This is a genomic window from Bradyrhizobium sp. JR3.5 (genome assembly GCF_054057015.1).
Genome location: NZ_JBSRYV010000001.1, coordinates 2,904,182 through 2,931,061 on the forward strand (window position 1 = coordinate 2,904,182; position 26,880 = coordinate 2,931,061).

At 64.5% G+C, this 26,880-nt stretch carries 22 protein-coding genes, 1 tRNA gene and 1 pseudogene; 12 read left to right on the forward strand and 12 right to left on the reverse strand.

All coding sequences use genetic code 11. The annotated features are described in order from the left end of the window. The first annotated feature begins 16 nt into the window (after positions 1-16). The 3 genes from ACVWW1_RS14650 (at position 17) to ACVWW1_RS14660 (ending at position 3,483) form a co-directional block, all read left to right on the forward strand. Positions 17-1,855, forward strand: a complete 1,839-nt coding sequence (locus tag ACVWW1_RS14650; protein WP_456656301.1) for an IlvD/Edd family dehydratase — start codon at positions 17-19, stop codon at positions 1,853-1,855. A gap of 125 nt (positions 1,856-1,980) precedes the next feature. Then, complete coding sequence (locus ACVWW1_RS14655) at positions 1,981-2,712, forward strand: SDR family oxidoreductase (RefSeq protein WP_456656302.1); 732 nt, start codon at positions 1,981-1,983, stop codon at positions 2,710-2,712. 24 nt (positions 2,713-2,736) lie between these two features. Then, on the forward strand, positions 2,737-3,483 hold the full coding sequence (locus ACVWW1_RS14660; protein WP_456656303.1) for an SDR family NAD(P)-dependent oxidoreductase: 747 nt from the start codon (positions 2,737-2,739) through the stop codon (positions 3,481-3,483). Here the strand turns inward: ACVWW1_RS14660 and ACVWW1_RS14665 are convergent. Beyond that, positions 3,480-4,352 carry a LysR substrate-binding domain-containing protein gene (locus ACVWW1_RS14665; RefSeq protein WP_456656304.1) on the reverse strand — a complete coding sequence of 291 codons (873 nt, stop codon included), beginning with the start codon at positions 4,350-4,352 and terminating at the stop codon, positions 3,480-3,482. The genes ACVWW1_RS14660 and ACVWW1_RS14665 overlap by 4 nt on opposite strands. Positions 4,353-4,443: 91 nt before the next feature. Between ACVWW1_RS14665 and ACVWW1_RS14670 the strand changes: the two genes are divergently transcribed. From ACVWW1_RS14670 to ACVWW1_RS14685, 4 genes are all read left to right on the forward strand, one after another. Beyond that, positions 4,444-5,346 carry a DMT family transporter gene (locus ACVWW1_RS14670; RefSeq protein ID WP_456656305.1) on the forward strand — a complete coding sequence of 301 codons (903 nt, stop codon included), beginning with the start codon at positions 4,444-4,446 and terminating at the stop codon, positions 5,344-5,346. Positions 5,347-5,431: 85 nt separating this feature from the next. Continuing rightward, positions 5,432-6,112, forward strand: coding sequence for a site-2 protease family protein (locus ACVWW1_RS14675; RefSeq protein WP_456656306.1), 681 nt, complete (start codon positions 5,432-5,434; stop codon positions 6,110-6,112). 101 nt (positions 6,113-6,213) lie between these two features. Continuing rightward, positions 6,214-6,621, forward strand: a complete 408-nt coding sequence (locus tag ACVWW1_RS14680; RefSeq protein WP_456656676.1) for a hypothetical protein — start codon at positions 6,214-6,216, stop codon at positions 6,619-6,621. 196 nt (positions 6,622-6,817) lie between these two features. Next, complete coding sequence (locus ACVWW1_RS14685) at positions 6,818-8,053, forward strand: ABC transporter substrate-binding protein (RefSeq protein WP_456656307.1); 1,236 nt, start codon at positions 6,818-6,820, stop codon at positions 8,051-8,053. A gap of 135 nt (positions 8,054-8,188) precedes the next feature. Here the strand turns inward: ACVWW1_RS14685 and ACVWW1_RS14690 are convergent, their stop codons facing one another. The 7 genes and pseudogenes from ACVWW1_RS14690 to ACVWW1_RS14720 all read right to left on the reverse strand — a co-directional run bounded on the left by ACVWW1_RS14690 (position 8,189) and on the right by ACVWW1_RS14720 (position 14,832). Beyond that, entirely contained in the window at positions 8,189-8,545 is a 357-nt protein-coding gene (locus ACVWW1_RS14690) for an energy transducer TonB family protein (protein ID WP_456656677.1), read from the reverse strand. 451 nt (positions 8,546-8,996) lie between these two features. Further along, positions 8,997-9,461 (reverse strand): TonB system transport protein ExbD, encoded by a 465-nt coding sequence (gene exbD / locus ACVWW1_RS14695; protein ID WP_456656308.1) that lies wholly within the window; start codon positions 9,459-9,461, stop codon positions 8,997-8,999. A 3-nt stretch (positions 9,462-9,464) separates the two neighbouring features. Beyond that, positions 9,465-10,508: a tonB-system energizer ExbB gene (gene exbB, locus ACVWW1_RS14700; protein ID WP_456656309.1), complete on the reverse strand. Its 1,044-nt coding sequence runs from the start codon at positions 10,506-10,508 to the stop codon at positions 9,465-9,467. 3 nt (positions 10,509-10,511) lie between these two features. After that, positions 10,512-11,201, reverse strand: coding sequence for a Fe2+-dependent dioxygenase (locus ACVWW1_RS14705; protein WP_456656310.1), 690 nt, complete (start codon positions 11,199-11,201; stop codon positions 10,512-10,514). 20 nt (positions 11,202-11,221) lie between these two features. Continuing rightward, positions 11,222-13,782: pseudogene (locus ACVWW1_RS14710) on the reverse strand (TonB-dependent receptor). Positions 13,783-14,008: 226 nt separating this feature from the next. After that, positions 14,009-14,248 carry a hypothetical protein gene (locus ACVWW1_RS14715; RefSeq protein WP_092085525.1) on the reverse strand — a complete coding sequence of 80 codons (240 nt, stop codon included), beginning with the start codon at positions 14,246-14,248 and terminating at the stop codon, positions 14,009-14,011. A 122-nt stretch (positions 14,249-14,370) separates the two neighbouring features. Beyond that, positions 14,371-14,832 (reverse strand): MarR family winged helix-turn-helix transcriptional regulator, encoded by a 462-nt coding sequence (locus ACVWW1_RS14720; protein ID WP_176531945.1) that lies wholly within the window; start codon positions 14,830-14,832, stop codon positions 14,371-14,373. A gap of 182 nt (positions 14,833-15,014) precedes the next feature. Between ACVWW1_RS14720 and ACVWW1_RS14725 the strand changes: the two genes are divergently transcribed. The 3 genes from ACVWW1_RS14725 (at position 15,015) to ACVWW1_RS14735 (ending at position 19,946) form a co-directional block, all read left to right on the forward strand. Further along, the gene (locus ACVWW1_RS14725) at positions 15,015-16,184 is read left to right on the forward strand and encodes an efflux RND transporter periplasmic adaptor subunit (RefSeq protein ID WP_456656311.1); all 1,170 of its coding nucleotides are present in this window, start codon (positions 15,015-15,017) and stop codon (positions 16,182-16,184) included. Further along, positions 16,181-19,327, forward strand: coding sequence for an efflux RND transporter permease subunit (locus tag ACVWW1_RS14730; protein ID WP_456656312.1), 3,147 nt, complete (start codon positions 16,181-16,183; stop codon positions 19,325-19,327). The genes ACVWW1_RS14725 and ACVWW1_RS14730 overlap by 4 nt, the downstream gene beginning before the upstream one ends. An 88-nt stretch (positions 19,328-19,415) precedes the next feature. Next, positions 19,416-19,946, forward strand: coding sequence for an invasion associated locus B family protein (locus ACVWW1_RS14735; RefSeq protein ID WP_456656678.1), 531 nt, complete (start codon positions 19,416-19,418; stop codon positions 19,944-19,946). Positions 19,947-20,072: 126 nt separating this feature from the next. Here the strand turns inward: ACVWW1_RS14735 and ACVWW1_RS14740 are convergent, their stop codons facing one another. Then, positions 20,073-22,358, reverse strand: a complete 2,286-nt coding sequence (locus ACVWW1_RS14740; RefSeq protein WP_456656313.1) for an arylsulfatase — start codon at positions 22,356-22,358, stop codon at positions 20,073-20,075. A gap of 117 nt (positions 22,359-22,475) precedes the next feature. Between ACVWW1_RS14740 and ACVWW1_RS14745 the strand changes: the two genes are divergently transcribed. Further along, a complete protein-coding gene (locus tag ACVWW1_RS14745) occupies positions 22,476-23,120 on the forward strand; it encodes a TetR/AcrR family transcriptional regulator (protein ID WP_456656314.1) in 645 nt (214 codons plus the stop codon). A 24-nt stretch (positions 23,121-23,144) separates the two neighbouring features. Here the strand turns inward: ACVWW1_RS14745 and ACVWW1_RS14750 are convergent, their stop codons facing one another. Continuing rightward, positions 23,145-23,552: a GNAT family N-acetyltransferase gene (locus tag ACVWW1_RS14750; RefSeq protein ID WP_456656679.1), complete on the reverse strand. Its 408-nt coding sequence runs from the start codon at positions 23,550-23,552 to the stop codon at positions 23,145-23,147. 182 nt (positions 23,553-23,734) lie between these two features. Continuing rightward, a tRNA-Gln gene (locus tag ACVWW1_RS14755) sits at positions 23,735-23,808 on the reverse strand. Positions 23,809-23,953: 145 nt separating this feature from the next. Here ACVWW1_RS14755 and ACVWW1_RS14760 point away from each other — a divergent pair. Next, complete coding sequence (locus tag ACVWW1_RS14760) at positions 23,954-24,316, forward strand: hypothetical protein (protein WP_456656315.1); 363 nt, start codon at positions 23,954-23,956, stop codon at positions 24,314-24,316. A gap of 55 nt (positions 24,317-24,371) precedes the next feature. Here ACVWW1_RS14760 and ACVWW1_RS14765 read toward each other — a convergent pair whose 3' ends face one another. Then, a complete protein-coding gene (locus tag ACVWW1_RS14765) occupies positions 24,372-26,864 on the reverse strand; it encodes a penicillin-binding protein 1A (protein WP_456656316.1) in 2,493 nt (830 codons plus the stop codon). Positions 26,865-26,880: the final 16 nt, after the last annotated feature.

Consider the following 26,880-nt stretch of genomic DNA (forward strand, 5'->3'; position numbering starts at 1 on the left):
ATTGCGGGAGAAACCAATGACAAAACCCCACACCAACGGGCATAGCGCCGCAGGCGAGACCAAGACGGGCAAGGGCCGCAGGCTCCGCTCCCAGGAATGGTTCGACAACCCACACAATCCGGGCATGACCGCGCTCTATCTTGAGCGCTACCTGAACTACGGGCTGACCCGCGAGGAATTGCAGTCGGGCAAGCCGATCATCGGCATCGCCCAGACCGGCAACGACCTGTCGCCCTGCAACAGGCACCACCTCGAGCTCGCGCACCGCGTCCGCGAGGGCATCCGCGCCGCCGGCGGCATCGCGATGGAGTTTCCGACCCATCCGATCCAGGAGACCGGCAAGCGCCCGACCGCGGCGCTCGACCGCAATCTCGCCTATCTCGGCCTGGTCGAGATCCTGTTTGGCTATCCGCTTGATGGCGTGGTGCTGACCACCGGCTGCGACAAGACCACCCCGGCCTGCATGATGGCGGCGGCGACCGTCAACCTGCCGGCGATCGTGCTGTCGGGCGGCCCGATGCTGAACGGCTGGCACGAAGGCCAGCGCACCGGCTCCGGCACGGTGGTGTGGAAGGCGCGCGAGCGCCTCGCCGCGGGCGAGATCGACTATGAGCAGTTCATCGAGATCGTGGCCTCCTCGGCGCCCTCGGTCGGCCATTGCAACACGATGGGCACCGCCTCGACGATGAACTCGCTCGCCGAGGCGCTCGGCTTCTCGCTGCCGGGCTGCGCGGCAATCCCGGCGCCCTATCGCGAGCGCGGCCAGATCGCCTACGAGACCGGAAAACGCATCGTCGACATGGTCTGGGAAGATTTGAAGCCGTCGGACTTCCTGACCCGCGAGGCGTTCGAGAACTGCATCGTCGTCAACTCCGCGATCGGCGGCTCGACCAATGCGCCGATCCACATCAATGCGCTGGCGCGCCATGTCGGCGTCGAGCTGTCGATCGACGACTGGCAGAAATACGGCCATGACGTGCCGCTGCTGGTGAACATGCAGCCGGCCGGCTTCTATCTCGGCGAGGAATATCACCGTGCCGGGGGCGTACCCTCGGTGGTGCGCGAGCTGATCAAGCACAAGCGCATCCATGAAGGCGCGCTCACCGTCAACGGCCGCACCATGGGCGAGAATTGCAAGGAAGCGCCGCAGCCCGACGGCGACGTCATCTGGGGCTACGACAAGCCGCTGGTGAAGGACGCCGGCTTCCTGGTCTTGCGCGGCAATCTGTTTGATTCCGCGATCATGAAGACCAGCGTGATCTCGAAGGAATTCCGCGACCGCTATCTGTCCAACCCGAAGGACCTCAACGCCTTCGAGGGCCGCGCCATCGTGTTCGAGGGCCCGGAGGACTATCACGCGCGGATCGAGGATCCCGCACTCGACATCGACGAGCACTGCGTCCTGTTCGTCCGCGGCACCGGCCCGATCGGTTACCCCGGCGGCGCCGAGGTCGTGAACATGCAGCCGCCGGCGGCGCTGATCAAACGCGGCATCCTGTCCCTGCCCTGCATCGGCGACGGAAGGCAGTCCGGCACCTCGGGCTCGCCGTCGATCCTGAACGCGTCGCCGGAGGCCGCCGCCGATGGCGGGCTCGCGATCCTCAAGACCGGCGACAAGGTGCGCATCGACCTCAACAAGGGCAGCGCCAACATCATGATCTCAGAGGATGAACTGCGCACCCGCCGCGCCGAGCTGAAGGCCAAGGGCGGCTTCCCGCACCCGGCCAACCAGACGCCATGGCAGGAGCTCTACCGGCAGACCGTCGGCCAGCACGCGACCGGCGCCTGCCTCGAGCTCGCGACCCGCTACCACGACATCGCCGGCAAGGTCGGCGTGGCGCGGGACAATCACTGAAGCTTCGACGTCATTGCGAGGAGCGCAGCGACGAAGCAATCCATAGCCCCTCAGCGGAGGAATGGATTGCTTCGCTTCGCTCGCAATGACGAAACAAAAATCAAAGCGAACTCTGGGAGATATGAATGTCCAATCGACTGAAGGGAAAGCGCGCCGTTGTCACCGCCGCGGCGGCGGGCATCGGGCGCGCCTGCGCGATCGCATTCGCGCGCGAAGGCGCGACCGTAATCGCCACCGACATCAATGAGAGCGGCATCGCCAGCCTCGGCAAGGAGGGCGTCGCCGAGACCGCCCGGCTCGACGTCCGCAACACCGCCGAGGTCAACAGCTTCGCCAAGCGCGTCGGCAAGATCGACATCCTGCTCAATGCGGCGGGCTTCGTGCATCACGGCACCATTCTGGAGTGCTCGGACGAGGACTTCGACTTCTCGTTCGATCTCAACGTCAAATCCATGCACCGGACCATCAAGGCGTTTCTGCCGGCGATGCTGGAAGGCGGCGGCGGCAGCATCGTCAACATTTCGTCCTGCGCGGCGTTGCGGCCGCCGGCCAACCGTTATGTCTACAGCGCGTCGAAGGCGGCGGTCTCGCTGCTGACGCGCGCGGTCGCGCTGGACTTCATCACTCAGGGCATCCGCTGCAACGCGATCTGCCCCGGCACCGTTGAGACGCCCTCGATGCTGGAGCGCGCAGCTGCCGCGGGCCCAGACGGACGCGAGAAGTTCGTCGCCCGCCAGAAAATGGGCCGGCTTGGCACCGCCGAGGAGATCGCGGCCATGGCGGTCTATCTTGCAAGCGACGAAGCCGCCTTCACCACCGGCGTCGACATGGTCGTCGACGGCGGCTTCATGCTCTGACTTTCCCGATCAAAGGCATTTGGCATGAACAAGATCGATCTCAACGGCCGCTGCGCCGTCGTCACCGGCGGCGCGCAAGGGTTCGGCCGCGCCATCACCGAGCGCTTCGTCACATCCGGCGCCTGGGTCGCGATCTGGGATTTCGACCAGCCGCTGGCAGAGAAGACCGCCAGGGCGATCGGCGAGAACGTGATCGCAATCAAGACTGATGTCACCGATCCCGCCGCGGTCGACGCCGCGCGCGATCAGACGCTGCGGGCGTTCGGCAAGATCGACATTCTCGTCAACAACGCCGGTATCACCGGAGCCAACAAGCCGGTATGGGAAACCGATCTCGACGATTGGCGCAGGGTGATACGGCTCAATCTCGAGGGGCCCTTCATCTGCTGCAAGGCGATCGTGCCGACCATGATCGGCCAGAAATACGGCCGCATCGTCAATATCGCCTCGATCGCCGGCAAGGAAGGCAATCCGAACGCCGCGCATTATTCGTCGTCGAAGGCCGGCCTGATCGCGCTGACGAAATCGCTCGGCAAGGAGCTCGCGCAGCACGACATCCTCGTCAACGCGGTGACCCCGGCCGCGGCGAAGACCGCGATCTTCGATCAGATGACGCAAGCGCACATCGACTTCATGCTGTCGAAGATTCCAAAAGCCCGCTTCGTGCTGGTCGAGGAGCTCGCCGCGATGGTGGCGTGGCTGGCGTCGGAAGATTGCGCGTTCTCGACCGGCGCCGTGTTCGACATCTCCGGCGGTCGGGCGACGTACTAAACCGCGCCCCGCTTGGCGGGTTGTCGGAGCGCTGCGACGAGATGATCTGCGAGCAATGACGCCGCGCGCGCAAGATTTGGCGCGCGGTGCAATCGGATCTCCGCCCGCGGCAGCCGCGGCATGCCGTCGCGCGCGGTCAGGCGCCGCAGCGCCGGCGGAAAGGTCCCCGACTTCACGACCGTCACCGCAAGGCCCTGCGCCGCGATCGCCTCGACCGCGGACAGGCTGTGGCTGACAAAGGCGAGCCGCCACGGCCGGCTCGCTTCATCCAGCGCCTGCATCGCCCAGCTCCGGAATAGACAGCCCTGCGGGTAGAGCGCAACCGGCAGCGGGTCGAGCTCCTCGACACGATGCGTGGCGCTCGCGGCCCACACCGCCTGCTCGGTGCGCAGCAACTCGCCCTCGCCGCGCCCTTCGGGGTGCATCGCGATCACGAGGTCATAGGCTTCGCCGAGCCGGTCGGGCATCGACGATGTCAGCCCGGTCTCCATCTCGACTTGGATCAGCGGATAGTTGGCAACAAATTCCTTGAGCAGCGGCGGCACGATCAGCGTGCCGTAGTCATCCATCACGCCGAGGCGAACCTGCCCGTCGGTGCCGTGCTCGCGCACCCGGCCGATCGCTTCCGCGTTGAGGCTCAAAATGCGGCGGGCGTAACCCAGCAACCCTTCGCCGGCTGCGCTCAGATCGACACTGGACGTGCTGCGGTGAAACAGCTCGGCCTGCAGCCGTTCCTCCAGCCGCTTCACCTGCATGCTGACAGCCGATTGGGTCCGGTTCAGCGCCGCGGCGGCACGGGTGAAGGACCGATGATCCGCCACCGCGACAAAAGCCTGCAGGAGATCTGGGTCCAGGACCGAGCTCATCATAGTCCGTGATTTAGTCGATCAAATTTATTCCATTCACTGATTATCGACCCTTCCCTAGATTGCGCAAGCAAAACAGAGGGGTCGAAGCGGGATGGGCGAGATCTGGGGGGTGATGGCCGCGGTCGCGTCGAGCGCGCTCGGCGGAACCTCGATCGGGGCGACACGGTTTCTGGTTGGCGCCATCGATCCGCTGGCGATCGGCGCGTTCCGCTTCGGCATCGGCGTCCTGCTGCTGCTGCCGCTGGCGCTGCTGCAACGTGGAAGCTGGCCGCCGCGGCGCGACTGGCTTGGTGTCACCGGCCTCGGCCTCTTGTTCTTCGCGGCGTTTCCGGTCCTGTTCAACGCCTCGCTGATTTTCACCACCGCCGCGCGCGGCGCGCTCGCGCTTTCGACGCTGCCGCTACTGACCATGCTGGTCGGCGCGGCGCTCGGTGCCGAGCCGCTCACCGCGCGAAAAACCACCGGCGTGCTGGTCACGATCCTGGGCGTCTCGATGGCGCTGCTCTCCGGCCTCGCCACGGCGCCGCCGGGCGCCTGGCGCGGCGATCTCCTGATGGTCGCGGCCGCGCTGTGCATGGCGCTCTACAGCATCTTGTCGAAGCCTTATATCCGCCGCTCCGGCCCGATTCCCTTCACCACCCTCGCCATGGCGGCCGGGGCCGCAGCTCTCGTCACTGCCTCGCTGCTGCGCGGCAGTTTCGCGCCGGTCGCGGATTTTGGCGCGCCGCAATGGTTCGGCGCGACCTATCTCGGCGCGTTCGGTGCAGCGCTCACCTTCTATCTCTGGGCCTTCGCGCTGGAGCGGACGACGCCGACCCGGGTGGCCATATCAGTCACTGTCAATCCGATCGCAGCGTCGCTGGTCGGCGCGGCCCTGCTCGGCGAGCCGCTGAGCTGGAATCTGATGGCCGGCATCGTCACGGTGTTCGCCGGGATCTGGATCGCGACGACCCAGCCGCAACGCGCACGCGTGGTCGCGCCGGACACACACTGACCGGCGGCCACGCCCCCCGCAAGGCCGTCCGCGAATCCGTGCTAGCCTGAGGCTCCGGTCCAAGCGAACCCGAGGCGGCACGCCATTGAATATTTCCCTCTACGACGTCTCCGTCTGGGTGCTGCCGCTGGTGATCGCCATCACGTTCCACGAGGCGGCACACGGCTTCGTCGCGCACAGGCTCGGCGACGACACCGCCTGGAAGCTCGGCCGCGTCAGCTTCAACCCGCTGAAGCACATCGATCCGTTCGGCACGCTGATCCTGCCCGCAGTGCTGCTGTTCGCGCATTCGCCGTTCCTGTTCGGTTACGCCAAGCCGGTGCCGGTGAACTTCCGCAAGCTCAACCATCCCAAGCTCGACATGGTGTGGGTGGCGCTGGCCGGACCGGTCACCAACATCATCCTGGCGGCCGCGGCGGCGCTGGCATTCCACGCGCTGCCATTGGTTCCCGCAGAAGCGGCAAAATGGACCGCGGATAATCTGAAAAACGCCTTCCTGATCAACATCGTGCTTGCGATCTTCAACATGATGCCGATCCCTCCGCTGGATGGCGGCCGAGTCGCGGTCGGGCTCCTGCCTCGGCCGCTGGCGGTCCCGCTCGCCCGGCTGGAGCCCTACGGCATGCTGATCCTGATCGGGTTATTGATCCTGCTGCCCGTGATCGGCCGGCAGATCGGCCTAAATCTTGATGTTATTTCAACGATACTGCGAACTCTGACCGGCTATGTGATCAATGCCCTTCTCCTCATTACCGGAAACACATAGCCTTTGATTTGGCGCATGATCTGACCGGAATTCGGTGCCAATCTCCGGATCATGCGTGGGGACAGGAACGCTTCGAGGCCATGGTGATCAAAGCTGCCGATATGCTGATTGCACGACGCGCCGACACGCGTGCGCGGGCTGACTTTGCAACCTGGAGGATGATGGCGAAGCTGAACGGCGCTTCTGCTTTGCCGCCTGAGGCGCAGAATTTCCTGGCCATCTACAAGAGGCTGCTGGAGCAGATGACCGACGCCGAGGCCAGCGAGGCGACGATCCAGGAGATGTACCGCACCTATTATGCGGAAATGGGCGGCGCCGGAAAGGCGCCCGAGGTTCCGGCGCGCACGCGCGAACCGGTCGCCGACACCGGCAACGTCACCGCGTTCCGCCGCCTGCCCGCCAAGAAAGCGGCCACATCAGACCCGAACGCCAAGCGTCCGATGCCAGTGGCGCTGATCTTCGCCTGCCTTGTCGTGGTCTACGTCGCGATCCGCTACTACTGGAAATAGCGCCGCCCGCGCTTCATCCCGCTCGACACGTTCATGACTGACGCGCGAACGCCGCGGCATCGCGTCGCGCGTCATTGGCCATTCAATCACCGCGGCGTGGAATATCGCGCGCGCTCGATCGAAGCAGCGCCCTAGGCGATGCGCCCGATGCCGGGCATAATGCGGAACTCAAAAACAAAATCATACTGGAGGGAAGATGAAGCGTTCCATTGCAGCCCTGGTCACGACAGCCTTGTTCGTGACCACGAGCCTCGTGCTCGCCGGCACAGCGTCGGCGCAGACGATGGACAAGGTCGCCAAGGTCGGCGCCCTCGGCGATCAGTCCGGTCTCTATCAGGATATCGGTGGTCCCGGCTCGACGGTCGCGGCGCAGATGGCGATCGAGGATTCCGGGCTGCTGGCCAAGGGCTGGAAGATCGATTTGGTCTCAGCCGACCACCAGAACAAGCCGGATGTTGCGGTCAACATCGGCAAGCAGTGGATCGATGTCGAGAAGGTCGACGTGTTCGTCGATCTGGCGGCGTCCAATGTCGGGCTTGCGATCGCCAACCTCGCCAAGGAGAAGAACGTCGTCAATTTGAACTCGGGCTCTGCCTCGTCCGACCTCACGGGTGCGCAGTGCTCGCCGAACACGGTGCACTGGGTCTACGACACCTACATGCTCGCCAACGGCACCGGCAAGGCGCTGGTGAAATCCGGCGGCGACAGCTGGTTCTTCCTCACCGCGGACTATGCGTTCGGTCAGGCACTCGAGCGAGACACCTCGGCGGTTGTCACTGCGAATGGCGGCAAGGTGCTCGGCAGCGTCAAGCACCCGCTCAACAACGCGGACTTCTCGTCCTTCCTGCTGCAGGCGCAAAGCTCGAAAGCCAAGATCGTCGGTCTTGCCAATGCCGGCGGCGACACCACCAACGCAATCAAGCAGGCCGCCGAATTCGGTATCGTCTCGGGCGGACAGAGGCTTGCAGGCATGCTGCTGTTCATTACCGACATCAACGCGCTCGGCCTCAACGTCGCGCAGGGCCTGAACTTCACCGAGACATTCTACTGGGACATGAACGATCAGACCCGCGCCTTCACCAAGCGCTTCATGGAGCGCTTCAAGAAGAACCCGCCGACCATGGTGCAGGCCGGCGTCTATTCGTCGCTGATCCACTATTTCAAGGCGCTGGAGGCACTCGGCGGCAATCCGCACGACGGCCGCGCCGTGGTCGCCAAGATGAAGGAGCTGCCGACCGACGATCCGCTGTTCGGCAAGGGCTCGATCCGCGTCGACGGCCGCAAGATCCATCCCGCCTACCTGTTCGAGGTGAAGAAGCCGTCGGAGTCGAAGTATCCGTGGGACTACTACAAGCTGGTCGCCACCATCCCCGCGGATGAAGCCTTCCTGCCGCTCGAGAAGAGCGTCTGCCCGCTGGTGAAGAAGAGCTGAGCCGCCGTCATTCCGGGCCTCGCGACACGAGCGCCCGGAATCGGCTGGCAGCACATTCGAAAGCAAAATTGATTCCGGGCTCGCGACTTCGTCGCGCGCCGGAATGACGCCGGCTCCTGATCGAGCCTCGGCGCGCTACGACTTCGGCTTGTTGAATGTGACGGGAAGAGTGAAGGAGAACTGGTCCTCGGTCAGTCCGGCCGGCGGCGCGGGCACCGGATCGGAACGGTGGACCATCGAGATCGCGGCGTCGTCGAACGCGGCGTCTCCCGACGTTTCCATCACGGCAACGGACAAGACCTTGCCGAGACGATTGAGCACCAGGGCAAGCTTCACCTTGCCCTCCTTGGCTTTGCCGTTCTCCGGGAATTTCTTGTGCAGGTCGAGATAGGCGCTGATCTTCTTGCCCCATTTGGCCGTCAGCGCGAGCTTGTCCTTGCCGATCCCGGGATTGGGCGCCTTCGTCGTCTCCGACTGACGCGCGTCCTCCAGCTTGGTTGGCGCGGCCGCTTCTGAAGCCTGCTGCGGCTTCCTGCGCGTTGGTCTCGACCTTGGCGACCTTGGCCTCGTCCTCGTTCTGCTTCTTGGCGGTGTCCTCCGTCACGATGCGATCGGGGTCGTCGGCCTCCATCGGCTTGGCCTGAGGCAGGTCGGTGTCCTTCACCTCTGCCTTCTGCTGCGCCATCTCCTGCACGGCCTGCTGTTCGTCGGCCGGCGCGCCGGGCGGTGCTGCATCATCGGGCACGTCAGGAGAGGCGAGTTCGACAGCGTATTCTGCACCGGCAGCACCGAGCCCCTCGTCACCGTCGTCGCCGCGCAAATTCGTCAGAGCCAGCGCCGCGCCGCCCAGATGCAGCCCGATCGCCGTCACCGCGGCGATCACCCAGAGCCGCTTCGACGTCCGCAGATCAAGATCGGGGTTGGTGGACATCGCTGTTCGCCGTCAAGGTTTGGCCGGCTCGCCCAGCGCCGCCGCGGGCGCTCCAGGCAAGCCCTCGAGCGCAACCAGCTTAACATGCGTGTAGCCGCCGGAGCGCAACAGCTCCATCACGCCCATCAGTTCGCCATAGGGCACCATGCGATCGGCCCGCAGGAACACGTATTTGTCCCTGGTCATGTCGGGCACCGCATCGAGTGAATTGACAAGGTCGGCCCGCTTCACCGCGTTCTCGCCAATCGCCAGCGTCAGGTCGGGCTTGATGCTGACATAGGTCGGCTTGTCCGGCTTCTTCTGCGGCGTGGCGCTGGAGGTCGGCAGATCGATCGGCAGGTCGACGGTCGAGAGCGGCGCCGCCACCATGAAGATGATCAGCAGCACCAGCATCACGTCGATGAACGGCGTGACGTTGATCTCGTGGGATTCCGCGAAATCGTCGTCGCCATCGTTCTCGGAGATCGAGACTGCCATCGCCTACTCCGCCGCCGCGGCGCGCGGATGCGCGGTGCGCGGAACGTCGCCATGGGTGCGATCGAGATCGCGCGACAAGAGCCGTCCCGCCGCGCCCGAGGCGCGGTTGACGAGCTCGAGATAGACCTTCGTGACGCGCGAGAAATGGTTGTAGATGATGACCGCGGGGATCGCCGCGACGAGGCCGATCGCGGTTGCGAGCAGCGCTTCCGCGATGCCCGGCGCCACCACGGCAAGATTCGTCGTCTGCGACTTCGAAATGCCGATGAAGCTGTTCATGATGCCCCAGACGGTGCCGAACAGGCCGACGAAGGGTGACGTCGCGCCGATGGTCGCGAGCAGGCCCATGCCGACGCGGATCTTGCGTGCTTCGGCGCGCACGATCTCGGCAAAACTCGATGCCGCGCGCTCCTTGATGCCGGCATCGCTGGAGATGCCCGCCGACAGTCGTCCCTCGCGCATCGCAGCCGCAATGAACGACGACAGCACGCTGCCCTTGGCGCCGAGTGCGAACTGCGCTTCCGCCAGCGAACGCGATTCAGCGATCTTGGCGAGCGCGCCGCGCAGCTTGCTCTGCGCCACGGTCAGCTCGACCATCTTGGCAATGAACACGGTCCAGGTCACGAGCGAGGCGAAAGCGAGACCGAGCATCACCGCCTTCACGATGATGTCGGCGCTCAGGAACATGTTCCACGGCGACAATTCGTGCAGGCCAGTGCTGGTCGACTTCAGCACCTTGCCGTCGCTATTCGCCGGCGCGGCCGGCGACGCATCGAGCGCCGTAAGTGCCGGAGCCGGCGCGACAGGTACCGGCGCGGCCTGGGCCTGCGCCGCTGCTGGCGACGGCTGGGCCACCGGCGCGGTCTGGGCAGTTGCAGCAGGAGCGGCAGCCGGCAGTTGGGCCACGGGAGCGGACTGCGCCCGGGTCACGGGCGCGGGCTGCGCGGCAGGCGCCGTTTGCTGCTGCGCCGAAGACGGCGCAGCCAGCATCAGCATCGCCAGCGAGGCGATCATGGCGGATGCAGCGGGGAACTTGAATGTCATCATCAGTTACACTTCAGCCCAGTGGCGGATCAGGTTGTGATAAATCCCGGTCAATTTGACCGTTTCAGGGTCATCGCGGCCCAGCCGCTCCACCAGAGCCTGGATCGCAGTATCCAGATCAAAGATCAGACTGCGTGCGTTGGCATCCCGTACCATGCTCTGCAGCCAGAAAAAAGACGCTACCCGGGTCCCCCGCGTGACCGGCGTGACCAGATGCAAGCTGGACGCAGGATAAACGACGAGATCGCCTGCCGGCAGCTTGATTTCATGAGATCCGTAGAGGTCCTCGATGACGAGCTCGCCGCCATCATAGTCTTCCGGCTCCGATAAAAACAGCGTGACCGAGAGGTCGGTGCGGATCCGCAAGCCCGTCAGTTTGTCGCCCCGCACCGCATTATCGACATGCAGGCCGAAATGGTGCCCGTCGCTGGCGGCGTAGCGGTTGAACAAGGGCGGAAAGATTCGAAGCGGGATCGCGGCCGAGATGAAGCGCGGGCTTGCCGACAGCGCCGACAGGATCCGGTTGCCGAGCTGCCGCGCGACCTCGCTGTCGGGCGGCAGCTGCTCATTGCGCTTGACCATCGCGGACGCAGCCCCCGCGGTCGAGCGGCCGTCCTCCCAATCGCTGGCATCCATGATGCGGCGGAAGTCCGCCACGTCAGCCTTGCTCAATACGTCGGGAATACAGACCAGCATGTTGTGCCGCGAAGCCTCCGTCAGTAACGCGCAGACACAACCAGATACGCAGCGCGTCCCGGCGCTTCCAGCACGAACGGCGCTGCGCTCTGGTACAGCGCGTCGTAGTAGCGCTTGTCGAAGATGTTGTTGACGAACAGCTTCATGGTCCAGTGCTTGTCGATCTTGGCCTCGGCAAAGGCGTCGAAGCGCCAGTAGCTCGGGATCGACGTGCCCTGGTTGGCCGCGAGCAGCGTGCCGCCATAGACCTTCGAGCGATACACCGCCTGCCCGCCCAGCTCCCACATGTCGGTGAGCTGATATTTCGTCAACATGCTGAAGGACTGATGCGCGACGTTGGCGAGCGGCAGTCCGACGTTGCTCGAATACAGGGATCGTGTTGGCCGGCGGTGCCATCGACTTCGTCACTTCCGACTGCATCAGCACGAGGCCGCCGAACACGCTCCACTTGTCGGTGATCTTGCCGCCGACGCCGAGATCGATACCGCGGATGCGATAAGCGGCGCCCGCCGTGATGCAGGAGACGTTGCCGGTCGTCCCCGCCGGGTAGGCGCAGCCCAATGGGATCGCCGAGGCTGGGGTCGTGTTGCTGATGTTCTGCGCTTCGCGCGCGTTCTCCTTCTCAGTCTGGAACAACGCTGCCGTCACCAGCAAATGGCGATCGAACAGCTCCCATTTGGTGCCGACCTCGATGGCCTTGTTCTTTTCCGGTCCGAAAATCTGGTTGTTGCCGCCGGCAAGAACCGGATTGAGACCGCCATAGGCGGTGCTGGTGCCGTCGAACTCGGCGCCGACCGGGTTCGATGAGGTCGCATAGGCCGCATAGACACTGCCGTTCGGCAACGGCTTCAATGTGAGGCCGACGTTGAAAATTCGGCATGCCGAAATCAGCCGATTGGCGACCAAGGCTACCGTTGGTGGCATAGGCGGACGTATTGATGCTGTAGTCGTCGTATCGGACGCCGCCATTGAGAATAACAAGATCGTTCCAGTTCGCGGTGTCCATGACGTAGCCGCTGACCGTATCGATCCCGATCTTGGTCGGCTGCCCGGACAGACCGGACGGAATCGGGAACGGAATGTTGGTGTATTGCGGATTGAACACGCTGACCCCGGAGAGAGATCCGCTTCCCGTGAAAGCCGATGTGCCGGTCGTTACTTCGGAGCTCAGCCCGAGATATTTGTCGATTGAGGACCGCTCGTTGTCGTATTCCACGCCGGCCGTCGTCGTGTGCTTGAAGCCGAGGCCGTCGACCGACTTGTAGGTCGCCTCGGTCTGGTTGGCGAACACGTCCGTGGCCTGGTAGCGGCTTTGCGGATTGGCGCTATATGTCGACGCCGAGAGCGGGTTCGTGAGCACCGGCGATTCCGCCAGCGTGCCGATGTAGTTCTGGGTCGAACGCGATTCCCGGATCTTGTTGCTGATCGTCAGGTCCGGCGTGATCTGCACCTCGGCGTTGATCGTGCCGATATCCTGCCCGGTCCTGAAGAAGTCGCGATTGACGAAGCCGTAGAAGTTGTTGCGGTTGACGCCGAAGTCCGGGAACGGGCCACCGGCCGTGGTCGCAGTGCTCGGCCGGTAATACGGCACGCCGAAGTCAGGGATGCCGGTGAGCTCGGTGTGGATGTAGTTGCCGCTGATCTTCACCGCGTCGACCGGCTTCCACGTGCCGGCCACGAACGCACCGTCGCGATTGTCAGTGACGTAGTTGCGGCCAGCGACGCCGGCATCCTGGAACAGGCCGCCGGCGCGGATCGCCAGCGTCGGGCTGATCACCTGGTTGACATCGAGCGTCACCCGCTTGGTGCGATCGGTGCCGAACGAGGTGTCCATGTTGTAGAAGCTGTTCTCCGTCGTCGCCTGCTTGGTGACGATGTTGATCGCGCCGCCGGTGGTACCGCGGCCCGCAAAGGACGAGCCCGGGCCGCGCAGGATCTCGACCTGCTCGGTGAAGAAGTTCTCGCGGACGCTGACGCCGGCGTCGCGTACGCCGTCGATGAAGATATCGTTGCGCGCGTCGAAGCCGCGGATGAAGAAGCGGTCGCCGAACGCGTTGCCGCCCTCGCCGGTGCCGAGCGTGACACCGGCCGTCGACAGGATCGCCGATTTCAGCGAGGTGGCGTTCTTGTCTTCGAGAACATCCTTGGTCAGCACCGTGACCGACTTCGGCGTGTTCAGGATCGGCTCGGGATACTTTCCGGATGCCTGCAAACGGTCGCCCTTGTACGGCGCGGCCGGATCCGCATAGCGGTCGCGGTCAGCCGGAAGACCGCCGGCGTTGGGAAACGGCACCGGCGCCTGCTGGGCCTGCTGATTGCTGCGGCGCGCGGCGCGGCGCAGTGCGTTGCGGGCGCGGACCTGGTCCGACGTGGGCTTTGACGTGACATGCCGCGGGCGCGCGACCGGAGCATCCACATTCACCGGCGGCAGGCTGGATTGCTGCGCCTCAGCTCCCGAAAACGACGCCACCGCGATCAGGCTGGCGACAGCGGAGACCTTCGTGGCGGAATAACTGGTATCATCAGCCGAACCGATCGCCGCATCGAAGCGCAGCGATCTCGGCGCCTTCACATTGCTCATTTCTTGCACGCCCCCAGAAAGCGAGTCCGTTCGCGAAATCACCGTGCGACGAACTGTCTCTTTCGGTTATCGAGCGCGCCTTTTTTTATCAATGCGATCAGCGCCACAGTCTGCTTGAATCGCCCCAATTCAAAGCGATTCTAATCTGTGGTTTGAAATCGTTCTAAGCTCCAGTTTTTAAGCGTTCTAATAATCGTTCTAAATTGGTGCCGAGATGCCTCACCAATCATTCGGCGCTTGGTGGCTTCATCAGCGAGAACAGCTCATCGATGGTCCTTTGCGCGACCTGTCGGACGCGGTCGCTGTTCTCGAGGCCGGCGATATTGACGCCGCCTACGACCGCTTTGATCTCGTCGCGGAAGTCGGTGAGAAAACGCAGCGGGTCACGCTGCTCGTTGGCGACGCGCGCGATCAACCCGGTGACCAGGATCTGGCACGCCATCATACGCCCGTTCAACTCATCCATCGCTGCCCTCATCCTGTCGCATCGTCGCTGCGCGATATGAACGACATCCCACGGCGTTTCAACCGCGTCACGCCAATTGCATCAGGTGAACGGATGGAGAGCAGGTCGCGGCGAGGCTCGCGCTATTTCGCGGCGATGTGCGCGGCATCCTCGCCGAGCGCCTTGATCCGATCCTTGACCTCGCGCAGCGTGGCCAGTCCGCTCTCGACATGTTTGTCCGATACGTCGCGGAGCACGTCGCCGGCGATCGCATCGCGCAGACTATCGAGATCGTCGACGAGGAGGCGCCCGCTCTTCGTCAGGAACAGCCGATTGGCGCGGCGATCCCTGGGATCGGGACGGCGTTCGAGCAGGCCATGTTCGACGAGGCGGTCAAGCAGCCGCACCAGCGAGATCGGCTGCAACTCGAGCACGTCGGCAAGGTCGACCTGGGACAGTCCTTCCTGCTCGCGCAGGCGGAAGAGCACGATCCATTGGGCGCGCGTGGTGCCTCGCGCCTTGGCGCGATGATCGATATAGTTGCGCAGCAGCCGGGAACTCTCGACGAGCTGCGCAATGAACTGGCGTTTGAGATCGAGCGACATAGGGGTCCTCGGTGCGTTTCCCAGACGGAATGTTTCCGCTCGTTTCTGACCTAAACCTTTCCAAATGTTTAGGATTCTCAAGCCTTGGTGTGTTTACACATTAAGTGCACGCATATTATATCCGCAAGCTCTGTGAACCGTTTCGATCACCCTTTATTGTTACGTCGAACCCAAGAGTCCGCATGTCAAAGTCACGCTCCATCGGTTGGGTTTTAGTGATCGCTGCGGTCGGCGCGGCCGGTTATTTCGGCTGGCAGAAATACACGAGCAACCAGCAGGCGGCAGAAGCCGCGCAAAAGCGTTCCGCCCAGCGCCCGGCCGTGCCGGTCAAGATCGCGCCGGTCGAGAAGGCCGACTTCCCGGTTTACCTGACCGGCCTCGGCACGGTGCAGGCGTTCAACACCGTCCAGGTCCGCACCCGGGTCGACGGCCAGATCACCAAGATTGCGTTCAAGGAAGGCCAGTTCGTCAAGGCGGGCGACACGCTGGTCGAGATCGATCCGCGGCCCTATCAGGCGACGCTCGACCAGGCCAAGGCCAAGAAGGCCCAGGACGAGGCCAATATCGCCAACGCCAATCTCGACCTGCAGCGCTACACCAAGCTCGGCGAGTTCGCGACGCGGCAGCAGCTCGACACCCAGCGTTCCACCGTGGCCCAGCTCACCGCCCAGATCGCGGCCGACGACGCTGCCATCTTCAATGCCCAGACCCAGGTCGACTACGCCACCGTGAAGTCGCCGATCGACGGCATCGTCGGCCTGCGACTGGTCGATATCGGCAACATCGTCAACGCCTCGGCGGCGACCGGCATCGTGACGATCACCCAGATCGAGCCGATCACGGTGATCTTCACCGCGCCGGAAGACCAGCTGCCCGATATCAAGGCGGCACTGGCCGTAGCGCCGCCCAAGACCATTGCCCTGACCACCGACGGCAAGCGGGTGCTGTCCACCGGCGCGCTTGCGCTGATCAATAATCAGGTCGACACGTCAAGCGGGACTGTCCGGCTGAAGGCGGTGTTTGATAACAAGGACCATGCGCTGTGGCCGGGCCAGTCGGTATCGACCCGGCTTCTGGTCAGAACCTTGAAGGATGCCACCGTCGTCCCGGATGACGCGGTGCAGCATGGCACCGAAGGCCTGTACGCGTATTCAGTCAATCAGGAGAACAAGGCCGAGCTTCGCAAGCTCAAGGTCAGCCAGTCGATCGACGGCAAGTCGGTGATCGAGGATGGCCTGTCGCCGGGACAGCAGGTGATCACGGCGGGCCAGTACAAGGTCTCGCCGGGAACCCTGGTGACGACGGCGGTGGCGAGCACGGACCAGTCCCAGTCGAAGGTTACGCAGGAATGAGCGACGGAATTTCCGCACCATTCATTCGCTTCCCCATCGGCACCTCGCTGCTGATGGCCGGCATCCTGTTCGTCGGCCTCGTCGCCTATCCCCTGCTGCCGGTCGCGCCGCTGCCGCAAGTCGATTTCCCGACCATCCAGATTACCGCGACGCTGCCGGGCGGCAGCCCGGAGACCATGGCGAGTTCGGTCGCCCAGCCGCTGGAGCGCCAGTTCGCGCAGATCCCCGGCATCGCGCAAATGACCTCGACGAGCTATCTGGGCACGGCGTCGGTCACGATCCAGTTCGACCTCAACCGCTCAATCGACGGCGCCGCCAACGACGTGCAGGCCGCCATCAACGCCGCCAGCGGCCAGTTGCCGAAGAACCTTCCCTCGCCGCCGACCTATCGCAAGGTCAATCCGGCGGACGCCCCGATCATGCTGCTGTCGGCGACATCGGACACGCTGCCGCTGACCACGGTCAGCGATTCCGTCGACGCCCAGCTTGCCCAGCAGATCAGCCAGATTTCCGGCGTCGCGCAGGTCATCATCGGCGGCCAGCAGAAGCCGTCGGTTCGCGTCCAGATCGACCCGGCCAAGCTGGTCGCGAAAGGCCTGTCGCTGGAGGATGTCCGCGCTGCGATCAACATCGCAACCGTCGACAGCCCGAAGGGCAATATCGACGGCGCCACCCGCGCCTACACCATCTATGCCAACGACCAGTTGCTCACGGCGGACCCGTGGAACGACGTCATCATCGCCTACCGCAATGGCGGGCCGCTGCGCATCCGCGACATCGGCCAGGCGGTGACCGGACCCGAGGATGCCAAGCAGGCGGCCTGGGCCAACGGCAAGCGCGGCGTGTTCCTCGTCGTCTTCAAGCAGCCCGGCGCCAACGTCATCGACACCGTCGACAAGATCAAGGCGGCGCTGCCCCGGCTGGTCGCGGCCATTCCGCCGGCGGTCAAGATCGAGGTCATCAGCGACCGCACGACCACGATCCGCGCCGCGGTGGAGGACGTCCAGTTCACCCTGCTCCTGACCATCTTCCTGGTCGTGATGGTGATCTTTGCCTTCCTGCGCAGCTTCTGGGCCACCGTCATCCCGGCCGTGACCGTGCCACTGGCTTTGCTGGGCGCCTGCGCGCTGATGTGGATCTTCGGCTACACGCTCGACAACCTGTCGCTGATGGCGCTGACGATCGCTGTCGGCTTCGTGGTCGACGACGCCATCGTGATGCTGGAGAACATCAGCCGCTACATCGAGGAAGGCGAGAGGCCGATGGCCGCCGCCTTCAAGGGTTCCAAGGAAATCGGCTTCACCATCGTCTCGATCAGCATCTCGCTGGTCGCGGTCCTGATCCCGCTGCTGCTGATGGGCGGCATCATCGGCCGCCTGTTCCGCGAATTCGCGGTCGTTCTGGCGATGACCATCTTCGTCTCGATGTTCGTGTCGCTGACGCTGACGCCGATGATGGCCTCGCGCTTCCTGCGCGCCCACAATGAGGAACGGCACGGTCGTCTCTACAAGCTCAGCGAGCGCGGCTTCGACGCGATGCTGCGCGGCTATGAGAGCGGACTCGACCTCGCGCTGCGCTGGAAGTTCACGACCCTGATGATCTTCTTCGCGACGCTGGCGCTGTCGATCTACATGTTCGTCATCATCCCGAAGGGCTTCTTCCCTCAGCAGGACGTCGGCCTGATCACCGCGACCTCGGAGGCCAGCCAGGACATCTCGTTCGCTGAGATGAAGGGGAAGCAGGAGGAGCTCAGCAAGATCGTCATGCAGGATCCCGGCGTGGCGACGGTGGCGATGGCGATCGGCGGCAGCGGCCGGGCCGGCAACAACGGCAACATGTTCATCACGCTCAAACCGCTGAACGAGCGCGATGCCAACGCGCAGCAGATCATCGCCCGCCTGCGGCCGAAGCTGGAGAAGGTGCTCGGTGCCCGGCTGTTCATGCAGGCCGCGCAGGACGTCCGCCTCGGCGGCCGCCCGACCCGCACCCAGTTCGAGTTCACGCTGCAGGATGCCGACCTTTCCGAACTGAACCAGTGGGCGCCGAAAATTCTCGGCAAGATGCAGACGCTGCCGCAGCTGCGTGACGTCGCCACCGACCAGCAGACCAACGGCACCACGGTCGAGCTGAAGATCAACCGCGACACCGCCTCGCGGTACGGCATCCAGCCGCAGCTGATCGACGACACGCTCTATGACGCGTTCGGCCAGCGCCAGGTGACGCAGTACTTCACCCAGCTCAACAGTTACCACGTCATCCTCGAGGTGCTGCAGGAGCTGCAGGGCTCGATCGACACGCTGAACAACATCTACATCAAGTCGCCGCTGACCGGCGAACAGGTGCCGCTGTCGACCTTTGCGAAGTGGACCACCGTGCCGGTGCGGCCGCTGTCGATCAGCCACCAGGGCCAGTTCCCGGCGATCACCATCTCGTTCAACCTGGCGCAGGGTGTCGCGCTCGGTCAGGCGACGGAGGCGGTGCAGAAAGCCATGATCGACCTTGGCGCGCCGCCGACCCTGAGCTCAAGCTTCCAGGGCACCGCGCAGGCGTTCCAGCAATCGCTGTCGAGCGTGCCGCTGCTGATCCTGGCAGCGCTCGTGGTCGTCTACCTGATCCTCGGTATTCTCTACGAGAGCTACATCCATCCGATCACCATTCTGTCGACGCTGCCCTCGGCCGGCGTCGGCGCGCTGGCGATCCTGATGGCCGCCGGCTTCGACTTCTCGCTGATCGCGCTGATCGGCATCATCCTGCTGATCGGCATCGTGAAGAAGAACGGCATCATGATGGTCGACTTCGCGATCGCCGCCGAGCGCGATCAGCACATGGAGCCGGTGGCGGCGATCCGCCAGGCCGCCCTGCTCCGCTTCCGCCCGATCATGATGACGACGATGGCCGCCATGCTCGGCGGCGTGCCGCTGATGCTCGGAACCGGCACCGGCTCCGAAATCCGCCAGCCGCTCGGCTACGCGATGGTCGGCGGCCTGATCGTCAGCCAGGCGCTGACGTTGTTCACGACGCCCGTGGTTTATCTCTATCTCGACCGGCTCTCCAACGCGTTTGCGAACTGGGGCCGCTCGCCGCCCGCCGACCACGATGCCGACGATGGCGAGGATCGGTCGGTCAAGCAGGCCGCCGAGTGACTTGACTTTTGCCCGCATACCGGCACACCCGAAAGATGTTCATTTCGGAGCCGGTATCGTGAAGATTGTCGCAAAGTCGCTTTTCGTCCTGTTCACCGTGTTCGGCCTGGCCGATCTTGGCTACGCCGAGGCCCCCAAGGGCAAGAATGCGCCCGCGCCGGTTCCGGCAGCTGCTCCCGCAGCTTCGCAAGGCGACGCCGCTGCTCCCAACAACACCGGCTGGGTCGCGCGCTGCACCAGCGCGAGCCGCGACGCGCCGCTCGAATGCGCGATGGAGCAGACCGCGGTGCTGACCAAGACCGGCCAGCTCATCGTGCTGGTCAACATCCGCGTTCCCGGCGACACCCGCGCGCCGATTGCACTGATCCAGCTTCCGCTCGGGCTGAACCTGCCCGTCGGCGCCAAGCTGCAGGTCGACGACGGCAAGGCCGTCGATGTGCCGATCCAGACCTGCGAGGCGCGCGGCTGCTATGTCAATGCGCCGATCGCGGCCGACGTCCTGGCCCAGCTGAAATCGGGCAAGCAGCTCAGGGTGTCGTTCCAGAATCTCGGCAAGGAAACCATCAGCATCCCGATGCCGCTCGCAGACTTCGCGACGGTGTACGACAAGATCAAGTAAGGCGCGGAACTCCTCCCGTCATTGCGAGCGGCGCGAAGCAATCCATCGCTCCGCATGACGGGGACATGGATTGCTTCGTCGCTTCGCTCCTCGCAATGACGTGCGCAATCATCGGTGACCCATCGTCTACTGCCGCGCCATCTGCGCATTCCCGACGCCGTCGCCATCGAGCTTCTGGTCGTCATGCATGACGACCGTCACCTGCAACAGCCTGCCGGTGAATTCGAACGGCGACGCGTAGTGCGAGACCGGGCTGCCGCGATCGCGGCCGATGTCGAGCCCGGACCATGAGATGAAATTATGGAAGCCGAGCTGGGTGTGCATCGATCCCACCGGCTCGCCGTCGATCGTCAGCGTGTATTCGGTAACGCCGGTCCGCGCCCCCTTGGCCGGCGGCTCCTTGCGCAGCAGCCGCTCGACATGCACACCGAGCCGATGCGCACCCGCAGGCACCTTGCGGCTGGAGGTAACGAGCTCATGGCCGCCACCGACATTGAGGTCGTGCACCAGAAAGCCATCCTTGATGTAGAGGCTGTAGCCCGAGGTGGCGTCGCCATGCGCGATCAGCACGCCGCTCGCGCCTTCGGCGATCTCGACATGCGCCTCGATGGTATAGCTGCGGCTGCGGACATCAGGCGCGACATCGGTCGGCACGTGCCCCATGCCGGCATGAAAGGTGAACTTCGTCCGCGCGCCATGAAAACGCGCCGCGTTCTCGGCAAAGCGCGGCCCGAAACGATCGTCGAGCGGCAGCACGTTGTGCGCCTCGGCCTCGCGCCACCACAGTTTCGTCATCTGCTCCAGACGCTCGGGTTCCTTCGCTGCGAGGTCATCGACCTCGGAGAAGTCCTGATCGAGATGATACAGCTCCCATGTGTCGTTCTCGAACGGCGTGCCGGAGGGATGAAACGACACCGCCTTCCAGCCGTCCTTCCAGAGACCGCGATGGCCGAACATCTCGAAATACTGCGCCGATGACTTCGACGGCGCCGAGGCATCGTCGATCGACCGAGCGAAGCTCTCGCCTTCGAGCGGCATCTGCGGACAGCCGGCGATCTCCGCCGGCGCGGCGACTCCGATCAGATCGAGCAGTGTCGGCGTCAGGTCGCAGGCGTGCACGAATTGATGGCGCAGTTCGCCTTTGGCCTTGATGCGCTTCGGCCAGCTCATCACGAAGGGATCGCGAATGCCGCCGCCATGGGTGTTCTGCTTGTAGCGCCGCAACGGCGTGTTCGAGGCCATCGCCCAGCCGTGCGGAAAGTTGGAGTGCGTGTCCGGCCCGCCGATGTCGTCGATCCGCTGCAACTTCGCCGGCAGCGGCTCCGGCCGGAAGTTATACGGCCCCATCGCATTGACGAAGCCGAGCGGGCCGCCCTCCTGGCTCGCGCCATTGTCGGACATCACGATGACCAGCGTGTTGTCGCGAATGCCGGCCTCGTCGAGAAAAGCGATCAGCCGCGCCAGATGCTGGTCGGCGTGGTCGAGCATGCCGGCATAAGCCGCCTGCAACCGCGTGAACACGCGCTGCTCGTCGGCGGAATGCGCGTCCCACGCCTTCACGCCGTCGTTCCTTGCCGGCATCCTGGTGGCTTCCGGCACCAGCCCCATCGCCTTCTGCCGCGCCATCCGCTGCGCGCGCTCGACGTCCCAGCCATTGGCAAAGGTTGGGTCATAGCTCTTGATGATATCGGCAGGCGCCTGATGCGGCGCGTGGCAGGCGCCTGGCGCAAGCCAGGTCAGCCACGGCAGATCGGGACGATCGGCCACGTGATCGGCGATGAAGCGGATCGACTGATCGACCAGATCGGACGTCAGATGATAGCCGCTCTCGTAAGTTCCCGGCGGATCGATCTGCGTGTTGTCGGACACGAGCTCCGGCGCATATTGATCAGTCTCCGCGTCGAGGAAGCCATAGAAGCGGTCGAACCCGCGGCCGAGCGGCCAGCCGTCGAACGGACCGGTAGCGCCGCTCTCAGTCAGCGGTGTGACGTGCCACTTGCCGACCATGTAATTGCGATAGCCATGCTGGCGCAGCATCTCGGCAAGCGTTCCCGCCTCGCGCGCGATCTTCCCGCGATAGCCGGGGTAGCCGGAATCGAAATTGGCCAGACAACCGACGCCGACCGAATGATGGTTGCGCCCGGTGAGCAGCGCCGCGCGCGTGGTCGAGCACATCGCGGTGGTGTGGAAGCCGCTGTAGCGCAGGCCCTCGGCGGCGAGCCGGTCGATGGTCGGCGTCCGGATCGGTGAGCCGTAGCAGCCGAAATCGGAGAAGCCGACATCGTCGAACAGCACGACCAGGATGTTCGGCGCGCCGGCCGGCGGCTGGCGCGTGTCGGGCCACCACGGCTTCGAGGTCGCAACCGTCTTGCCGATGCTGCCGCCGAACGGCGGCTTCCGATGCTCGCTCATGGCGCTCTCCCTGTCCTCGCCGCGGCTGACCCGCCGCCCGTTCCGGCACGATGCGGCCGGATTGCTTTAAATGATAATCCGAATTATGATTATTAAAATCAGGAGACGCAAGCGCAAATGCCGCGGCTTTCGGACCAGTTCGATCTTCCCGGCGTCACCCCGTCGCGCCAGAAACGCAGCCGCGAGACGACGCTGGCGCTGCTTGAAGCCGGCGCCGAGCTGTTGCGGACGCGGAGCCTTGCGGAGTTGTCGATCGAAGCCTTGTGCGGCAAGGTCGGCGCCACGGTCGGCGCCTTCTACAGCCGCTTCGAGAGCAAGGAAGCCTACTTCAACGCACTGATCGCGCTGGCGGCTCGGGACGGCGCGCGGCATCTCGCCCGGATGGACAGTCCCGCCGGCAATCTCGCGCTCGACGACCTCTGCCGCCGCGTCGTGTCGGGCGTCATCGGCTGGATCCGCGCCCATGAAGGCGTGCTGCGCGCCGCGCTCCAGCACGACGACACCAGGCCGGAGAATTGGACCACCTTCAAGAGCCTTGCGCGCGCGACCACCGAACACGCCACCCCGCTCCTGCTGCCTGCGATGGGCAAGGACCGCAAGGCGGCGAAGACCCGCAGCATCGCCTTCGGCTTCCAGGTCGTGCTGGGCACACTCGTCAACGCGATCCTCAACGATCCCGGCCCACTTTCGCTGCACGACAGGGAGATCGAGCAACGGCTGGCCGATTGCCTCTCGCTGCTACTGAAGGCGGAGATCAGATAGCGCGCGGCAGGCGTTGGCCGGCCGCTATCGCTCGCGCTTGTAGAGAAACGCGTTGTCCGGCTGCGGCATGCCGATGGTCTTGTAGAACCCGATCGAGTCGGGCGCCGACAGCAACAGGCACATCGATTCAGGTCCGGCGTGGCGCCGGGTTTCCACGATCAGGCGCTTGCCGATGCCGTGCCCCTGAAGCTCCCGATCGACCGCAAGGTCCGACAAATAGCAGCAATAGGCGAAATCGGTCAGCGCGCGCGAGACGCCGACGAGCCTGGACGCCTTCCGCGCCGTCACGATCAGGTTCGCATTGGCGATCATGCGCGCCATGCGGTCGGCATCCGCCAGCGGCCGCCGCTCGCCGAGGCCCGACTGGCGCAGCACCTCGATGAACTCGTCGACGCCAATCGACGGCTCGCGGGCATAGAGAATTTCGTCCATCACCTTAAACCTCTGTCGCAAAGGACCGCACTACAGGCGTGAGACCATGGTCGATCACGTCGGGCTAATCCACCCTCGATGCCGTCATGGCACACGTCGCGCCACGAGCGGTCCCGCTTGAGGCGCAGGTCCGCCCGGCAAGTCGTCAGGATTTGGAGGATGATCGCGCCACTGAGGCAGATTGGCTGGGGAACCTGGATTCGAACCAAGACAAACAGAGTCAGAGTCTGTTGTGCTACCGTTACACCATTCCCCAAGAATTGTCCGTGGTATCAACAGCTTAGCTGGATGACTGGACATCTCGGTACAGCGGGTTCGCCTGCCAAATCAGCGCCCGCGCGAGTGCGACCTTCTACCCGCTTGGTCCCACGCTTGGCAAGCATTGATGGCGGGGGATGGTCGTGAAAATCGCGGCCGGGACGAGCGATCAGCGTTCGGCCAGAGGTTTACATTTCAGCGAGCAGTTCAAGCAGCACTTCGGGGCAGGCTGCAAGCAGCGACCCAAGGCCAAATCCTACGGTGCCAAGCCCGATGGCACCAATCCAGCCGTGCCACCCCCATCCAAGGACCGCGCCCATCAGGGTTGCGGCCCCAACCACGAGAGCGGTCCAGATCAGCCGTACTACGACAAGCAGCGCCTTGATCATCGCGATCCACGGCTCAACACGCGCGCGAAAGGAAACACCGCGCTTCAGGGGTTCTCCGGTCGAGGCCTCTATTTTGGGTCGGCGTCGCGCGCGGCACGTTCGACCACGGCGGCGTGATGCGCCCTGACAAAGCGCCGCACCACCCGAACTGCGAATGCCCTGCCGTTTGGGCTCAATACAGCCCGCTTGGACTGGACTGCATGACCGCACGGCCCGCGTCCGGCGGGATGGCCTGCTGGGTCCCGTCGATCACATCGGTGCCGGCGACCAACGTCGGATCATAGAACGGCGGCGCCTGGCCCGGCTTGAAGGCTTCGAGCACCACGCCCCGGTTCTGACCAGGCGTGGCGCGCAGGCCGGTCTTGGCATCAACCAGCACCAGCCGGATGCCGACCGGCTGCTTGAACGGGGTGGCGGGCTTGTCGGCCAGCGCGAGCTTCAGGAAGTCACGCGCGATCGGCGCTGCTGTGTGGCCAGCCTGCGCGTTGCGGCCGAGCGAACGCGGCTTGTCGTAGCCGACATAGAGACCCACCACGAGGTCCGGCGAGAAGCCGACGAACCAGAGGTCCTTGGCCTCGTTCGAGGTGCCGGTCTTGCCGGCGAGCGGCTTGCCGACGTCTTTCAGCGCGGTGCCGGTACCGGCCTGAATCACGCCCTCCATCAGCGAGGTGATCTGGTAGGCGGTCATCGCGTCGAGCACCCTTTCGCGGCGGTCGACGAGCTGCGGCTCGGGCTGGTTCTTCCAGCCCTCCGGCGCGTCGCAGCCGCGGCATTCGCGCTGGTCGTGCCGGAAGATGGTGTGGCCGTAGCGGTCCTGGATGCGGTCGATCAGGGTCGGCTTCACGCGGACGCCGCCATTGGCGATCATCGAATAGGCCGTGGCCATCCGCATCACCGTGGTCTCGCCGGCGCCGAGCGCGTAGGCGAGATAGTTCGGCAATTCGTCATAGACGCCGAAGCGCTTGGCATACTCGCCGATCACAGGCATGCCGATCTCCTGCGCCAGCCGCACCGTCACGGTGTTGAGCGACAGGCGGAGCGCGTTGCGCAGCGTGACCTGGCCCTGATACTTGCCGGTGGAGAAGTTCTCCGGCCGCCAGATGTTGCCCTGTCCCTGGTCGATCTCGATCGGCCCGTCGATCATCACGGTCGATCCGGTGTAGCCATTGTCCAGCGCCGTCGAATAGACGATCGGCTTGAACGTCGAGCCGGGCTGCCGATAGGCCTGCGTCGCGCGGTTGAACTGGCTCTGGTCGAACGAGAAGCCGCCGACCATCGCAAGCACACGGCCGGTGTGCGGATCCATCGCCACCATCGCGCCCGACAGTTCGGGGATCTGGCGCAGCCGGTACTGGCCTTCGACGGCCTTGCCGTCCTTGAACAGCGGATCGGCGTAGATGACGTCGCCGGGCTGCAGCACCTGCGCCACCGATGTCGGCGTCTTGCCCTTGTACGGGCCGGACAACGCCCTCGCCCATCGCACGCCTTCCAGCGTGACGATGCCGGTCTCGCGCTGCTTGCTGATGGCGCCGCCGAGCTCGCGGCCGGGCTGGAAGCCGATCCGCGCCGACTGGTCGTTGCTCTCCAGCACCACCGCCATCCGCCACGGCGAGATGTCTGAGAGCGACTTGATCTCGGCGAGCGGAACGCCCCAGTCGCCGGTGAGGTCGAGCTTCTGGATCGCGCCGCGATAGCCCTGCTGCTCGTCATAGTTCACGAGCCCCGCCACCATGGCCTTGCGCGCCATCACCTGGACCTTGGGGTCGAGCGTGGTGCGCACCGAGAGGCCGCCCTCATAGAGCTTCTTCTCGCCATAGCGCTCGAAGATGTCGCGGCGGACTTCTTCGGAGAAATATTCACCAGCGAAGGTGTGCGCGCCGTTGCTGCGGTTGGTCACGGTCAGCGGATCCTTGCGCGCCTTGTCGGCATCCGCAGCGGTAATCCAGCCGTTCTCCTGCAGGCGGTCGATCACGTAATTGCGCCGCTCGATGGCGCGCGCACGGTTGCGCACCGGATGCAGGCTGGCCGGCATTTTCGGCAACGCCGCCAGATAGGCCGCTTCCGAGATCGTCAGTTCGTTGACGGACTTGTCGAAATAGACCAGCGAGGCCGCCGCGATGCCGTAGGCACCGAGGCCGAGATAGATCTCGTTGAGATAGAGCTCGAGGATCTTGTCCTTGGAATAGGCCCGCTCGATTCGCATCGCCAGCAGGGCTTCCTTGATCTTGCGGGTAAACGACACCTCGTTGGTCAACAGGAAGTTCTTGGCGACCTGCTGGGTGATCGTGGAGGCACCCTGCGGACGGCGGTTGGAACCGAAGTTCTGGATGTAGGAGACGCCCGCGCGCGCCATGCCGGTATAGTCGATGCCGCCGTGCTCGTAGAAATTCTTGTCCTCGGCCGCGAGGAAGGCGTTGATCACGAGCTTCGGCACGGCCTGAATCGGCAGATAGAGCCTGCGTTCCTTGGCGAATTCGCCCAGCAGCGATCCGTCGGCCGCGTGCACGCGGGTCATCACCGGCGGCTCGTAGTTCTGGAGCTGCGAATAGTCGGGCAGGTCCTTGGAAAAATGCCAGAACAACCCTGCGACCGCAGCGAGACCAGCCAGGAACAGGATGGTTCCTGCGGTGAACAGGAACCCGAAGAACCGCAACAGAAATTTCATCGACCAGATTTTCCGT

What these genes read in the sequence shown, in the direction of transcription:
- ACVWW1_RS14650 (WP_456656301.1), top strand. Translation starts at nt 17, where the DNA reads ATGACAAAACCCCACACCAACGGGCATAGCGCCGCAGGCGAGACCAAG.
- ACVWW1_RS14655 (WP_456656302.1), top strand. Translation starts at nt 1,981, where the DNA reads ATGTCCAATCGACTGAAGGGAAAGCGCGCCGTTGTCACCGCCGCGGCG.
- ACVWW1_RS14660 (WP_456656303.1), top strand. Translation starts at nt 2,737, where the DNA reads ATGAACAAGATCGATCTCAACGGCCGCTGCGCCGTCGTCACCGGCGGC.
- ACVWW1_RS14665 (WP_456656304.1), bottom strand. Translation starts at nt 4,352, where the DNA reads ATGATGAGCTCGGTCCTGGACCCAGATCTCCTGCAGGCTTTTGTCGCG.
- ACVWW1_RS14670 (WP_456656305.1), top strand. Translation starts at nt 4,444, where the DNA reads ATGGGCGAGATCTGGGGGGTGATGGCCGCGGTCGCGTCGAGCGCGCTC.
- ACVWW1_RS14680 (WP_456656676.1), top strand. Translation starts at nt 6,214, where the DNA reads ATGCTGATTGCACGACGCGCCGACACGCGTGCGCGGGCTGACTTTGCA.
- ACVWW1_RS14685 (WP_456656307.1), top strand. Translation starts at nt 6,818, where the DNA reads ATGAAGCGTTCCATTGCAGCCCTGGTCACGACAGCCTTGTTCGTGACC.
- exbD (WP_456656308.1), bottom strand. Translation starts at nt 9,461, where the DNA reads ATGGCAGTCTCGATCTCCGAGAACGATGGCGACGACGATTTCGCGGAA.
- exbB (WP_456656309.1), bottom strand. Translation starts at nt 10,508, where the DNA reads ATGATGACATTCAAGTTCCCCGCTGCATCCGCCATGATCGCCTCGCTG.
- ACVWW1_RS14705 (WP_456656310.1), bottom strand. Translation starts at nt 11,201, where the DNA reads ATGCTGGTCTGTATTCCCGACGTATTGAGCAAGGCTGACGTGGCGGAC.
- ACVWW1_RS14715 (WP_092085525.1), bottom strand. Translation starts at nt 14,248, where the DNA reads ATGGATGAGTTGAACGGGCGTATGATGGCGTGCCAGATCCTGGTCACC.
- ACVWW1_RS14720 (WP_176531945.1), bottom strand. Translation starts at nt 14,832, where the DNA reads ATGTCGCTCGATCTCAAACGCCAGTTCATTGCGCAGCTCGTCGAGAGT.
- ACVWW1_RS14725 (WP_456656311.1), top strand. Translation starts at nt 15,015, where the DNA reads ATGTCAAAGTCACGCTCCATCGGTTGGGTTTTAGTGATCGCTGCGGTC.
- ACVWW1_RS14730 (WP_456656312.1), top strand. Translation starts at nt 16,181, where the DNA reads ATGAGCGACGGAATTTCCGCACCATTCATTCGCTTCCCCATCGGCACC.
- ACVWW1_RS14740 (WP_456656313.1), bottom strand. Translation starts at nt 22,358, where the DNA reads ATGAGCGAGCATCGGAAGCCGCCGTTCGGCGGCAGCATCGGCAAGACG.
- ACVWW1_RS14745 (WP_456656314.1), top strand. Translation starts at nt 22,476, where the DNA reads ATGCCGCGGCTTTCGGACCAGTTCGATCTTCCCGGCGTCACCCCGTCG.
- ACVWW1_RS14750 (WP_456656679.1), bottom strand. Translation starts at nt 23,552, where the DNA reads ATGGACGAAATTCTCTATGCCCGCGAGCCGTCGATTGGCGTCGACGAG.
- ACVWW1_RS14765 (WP_456656316.1), bottom strand. Translation starts at nt 26,864, where the DNA reads ATGAAATTTCTGTTGCGGTTCTTCGGGTTCCTGTTCACCGCAGGAACC.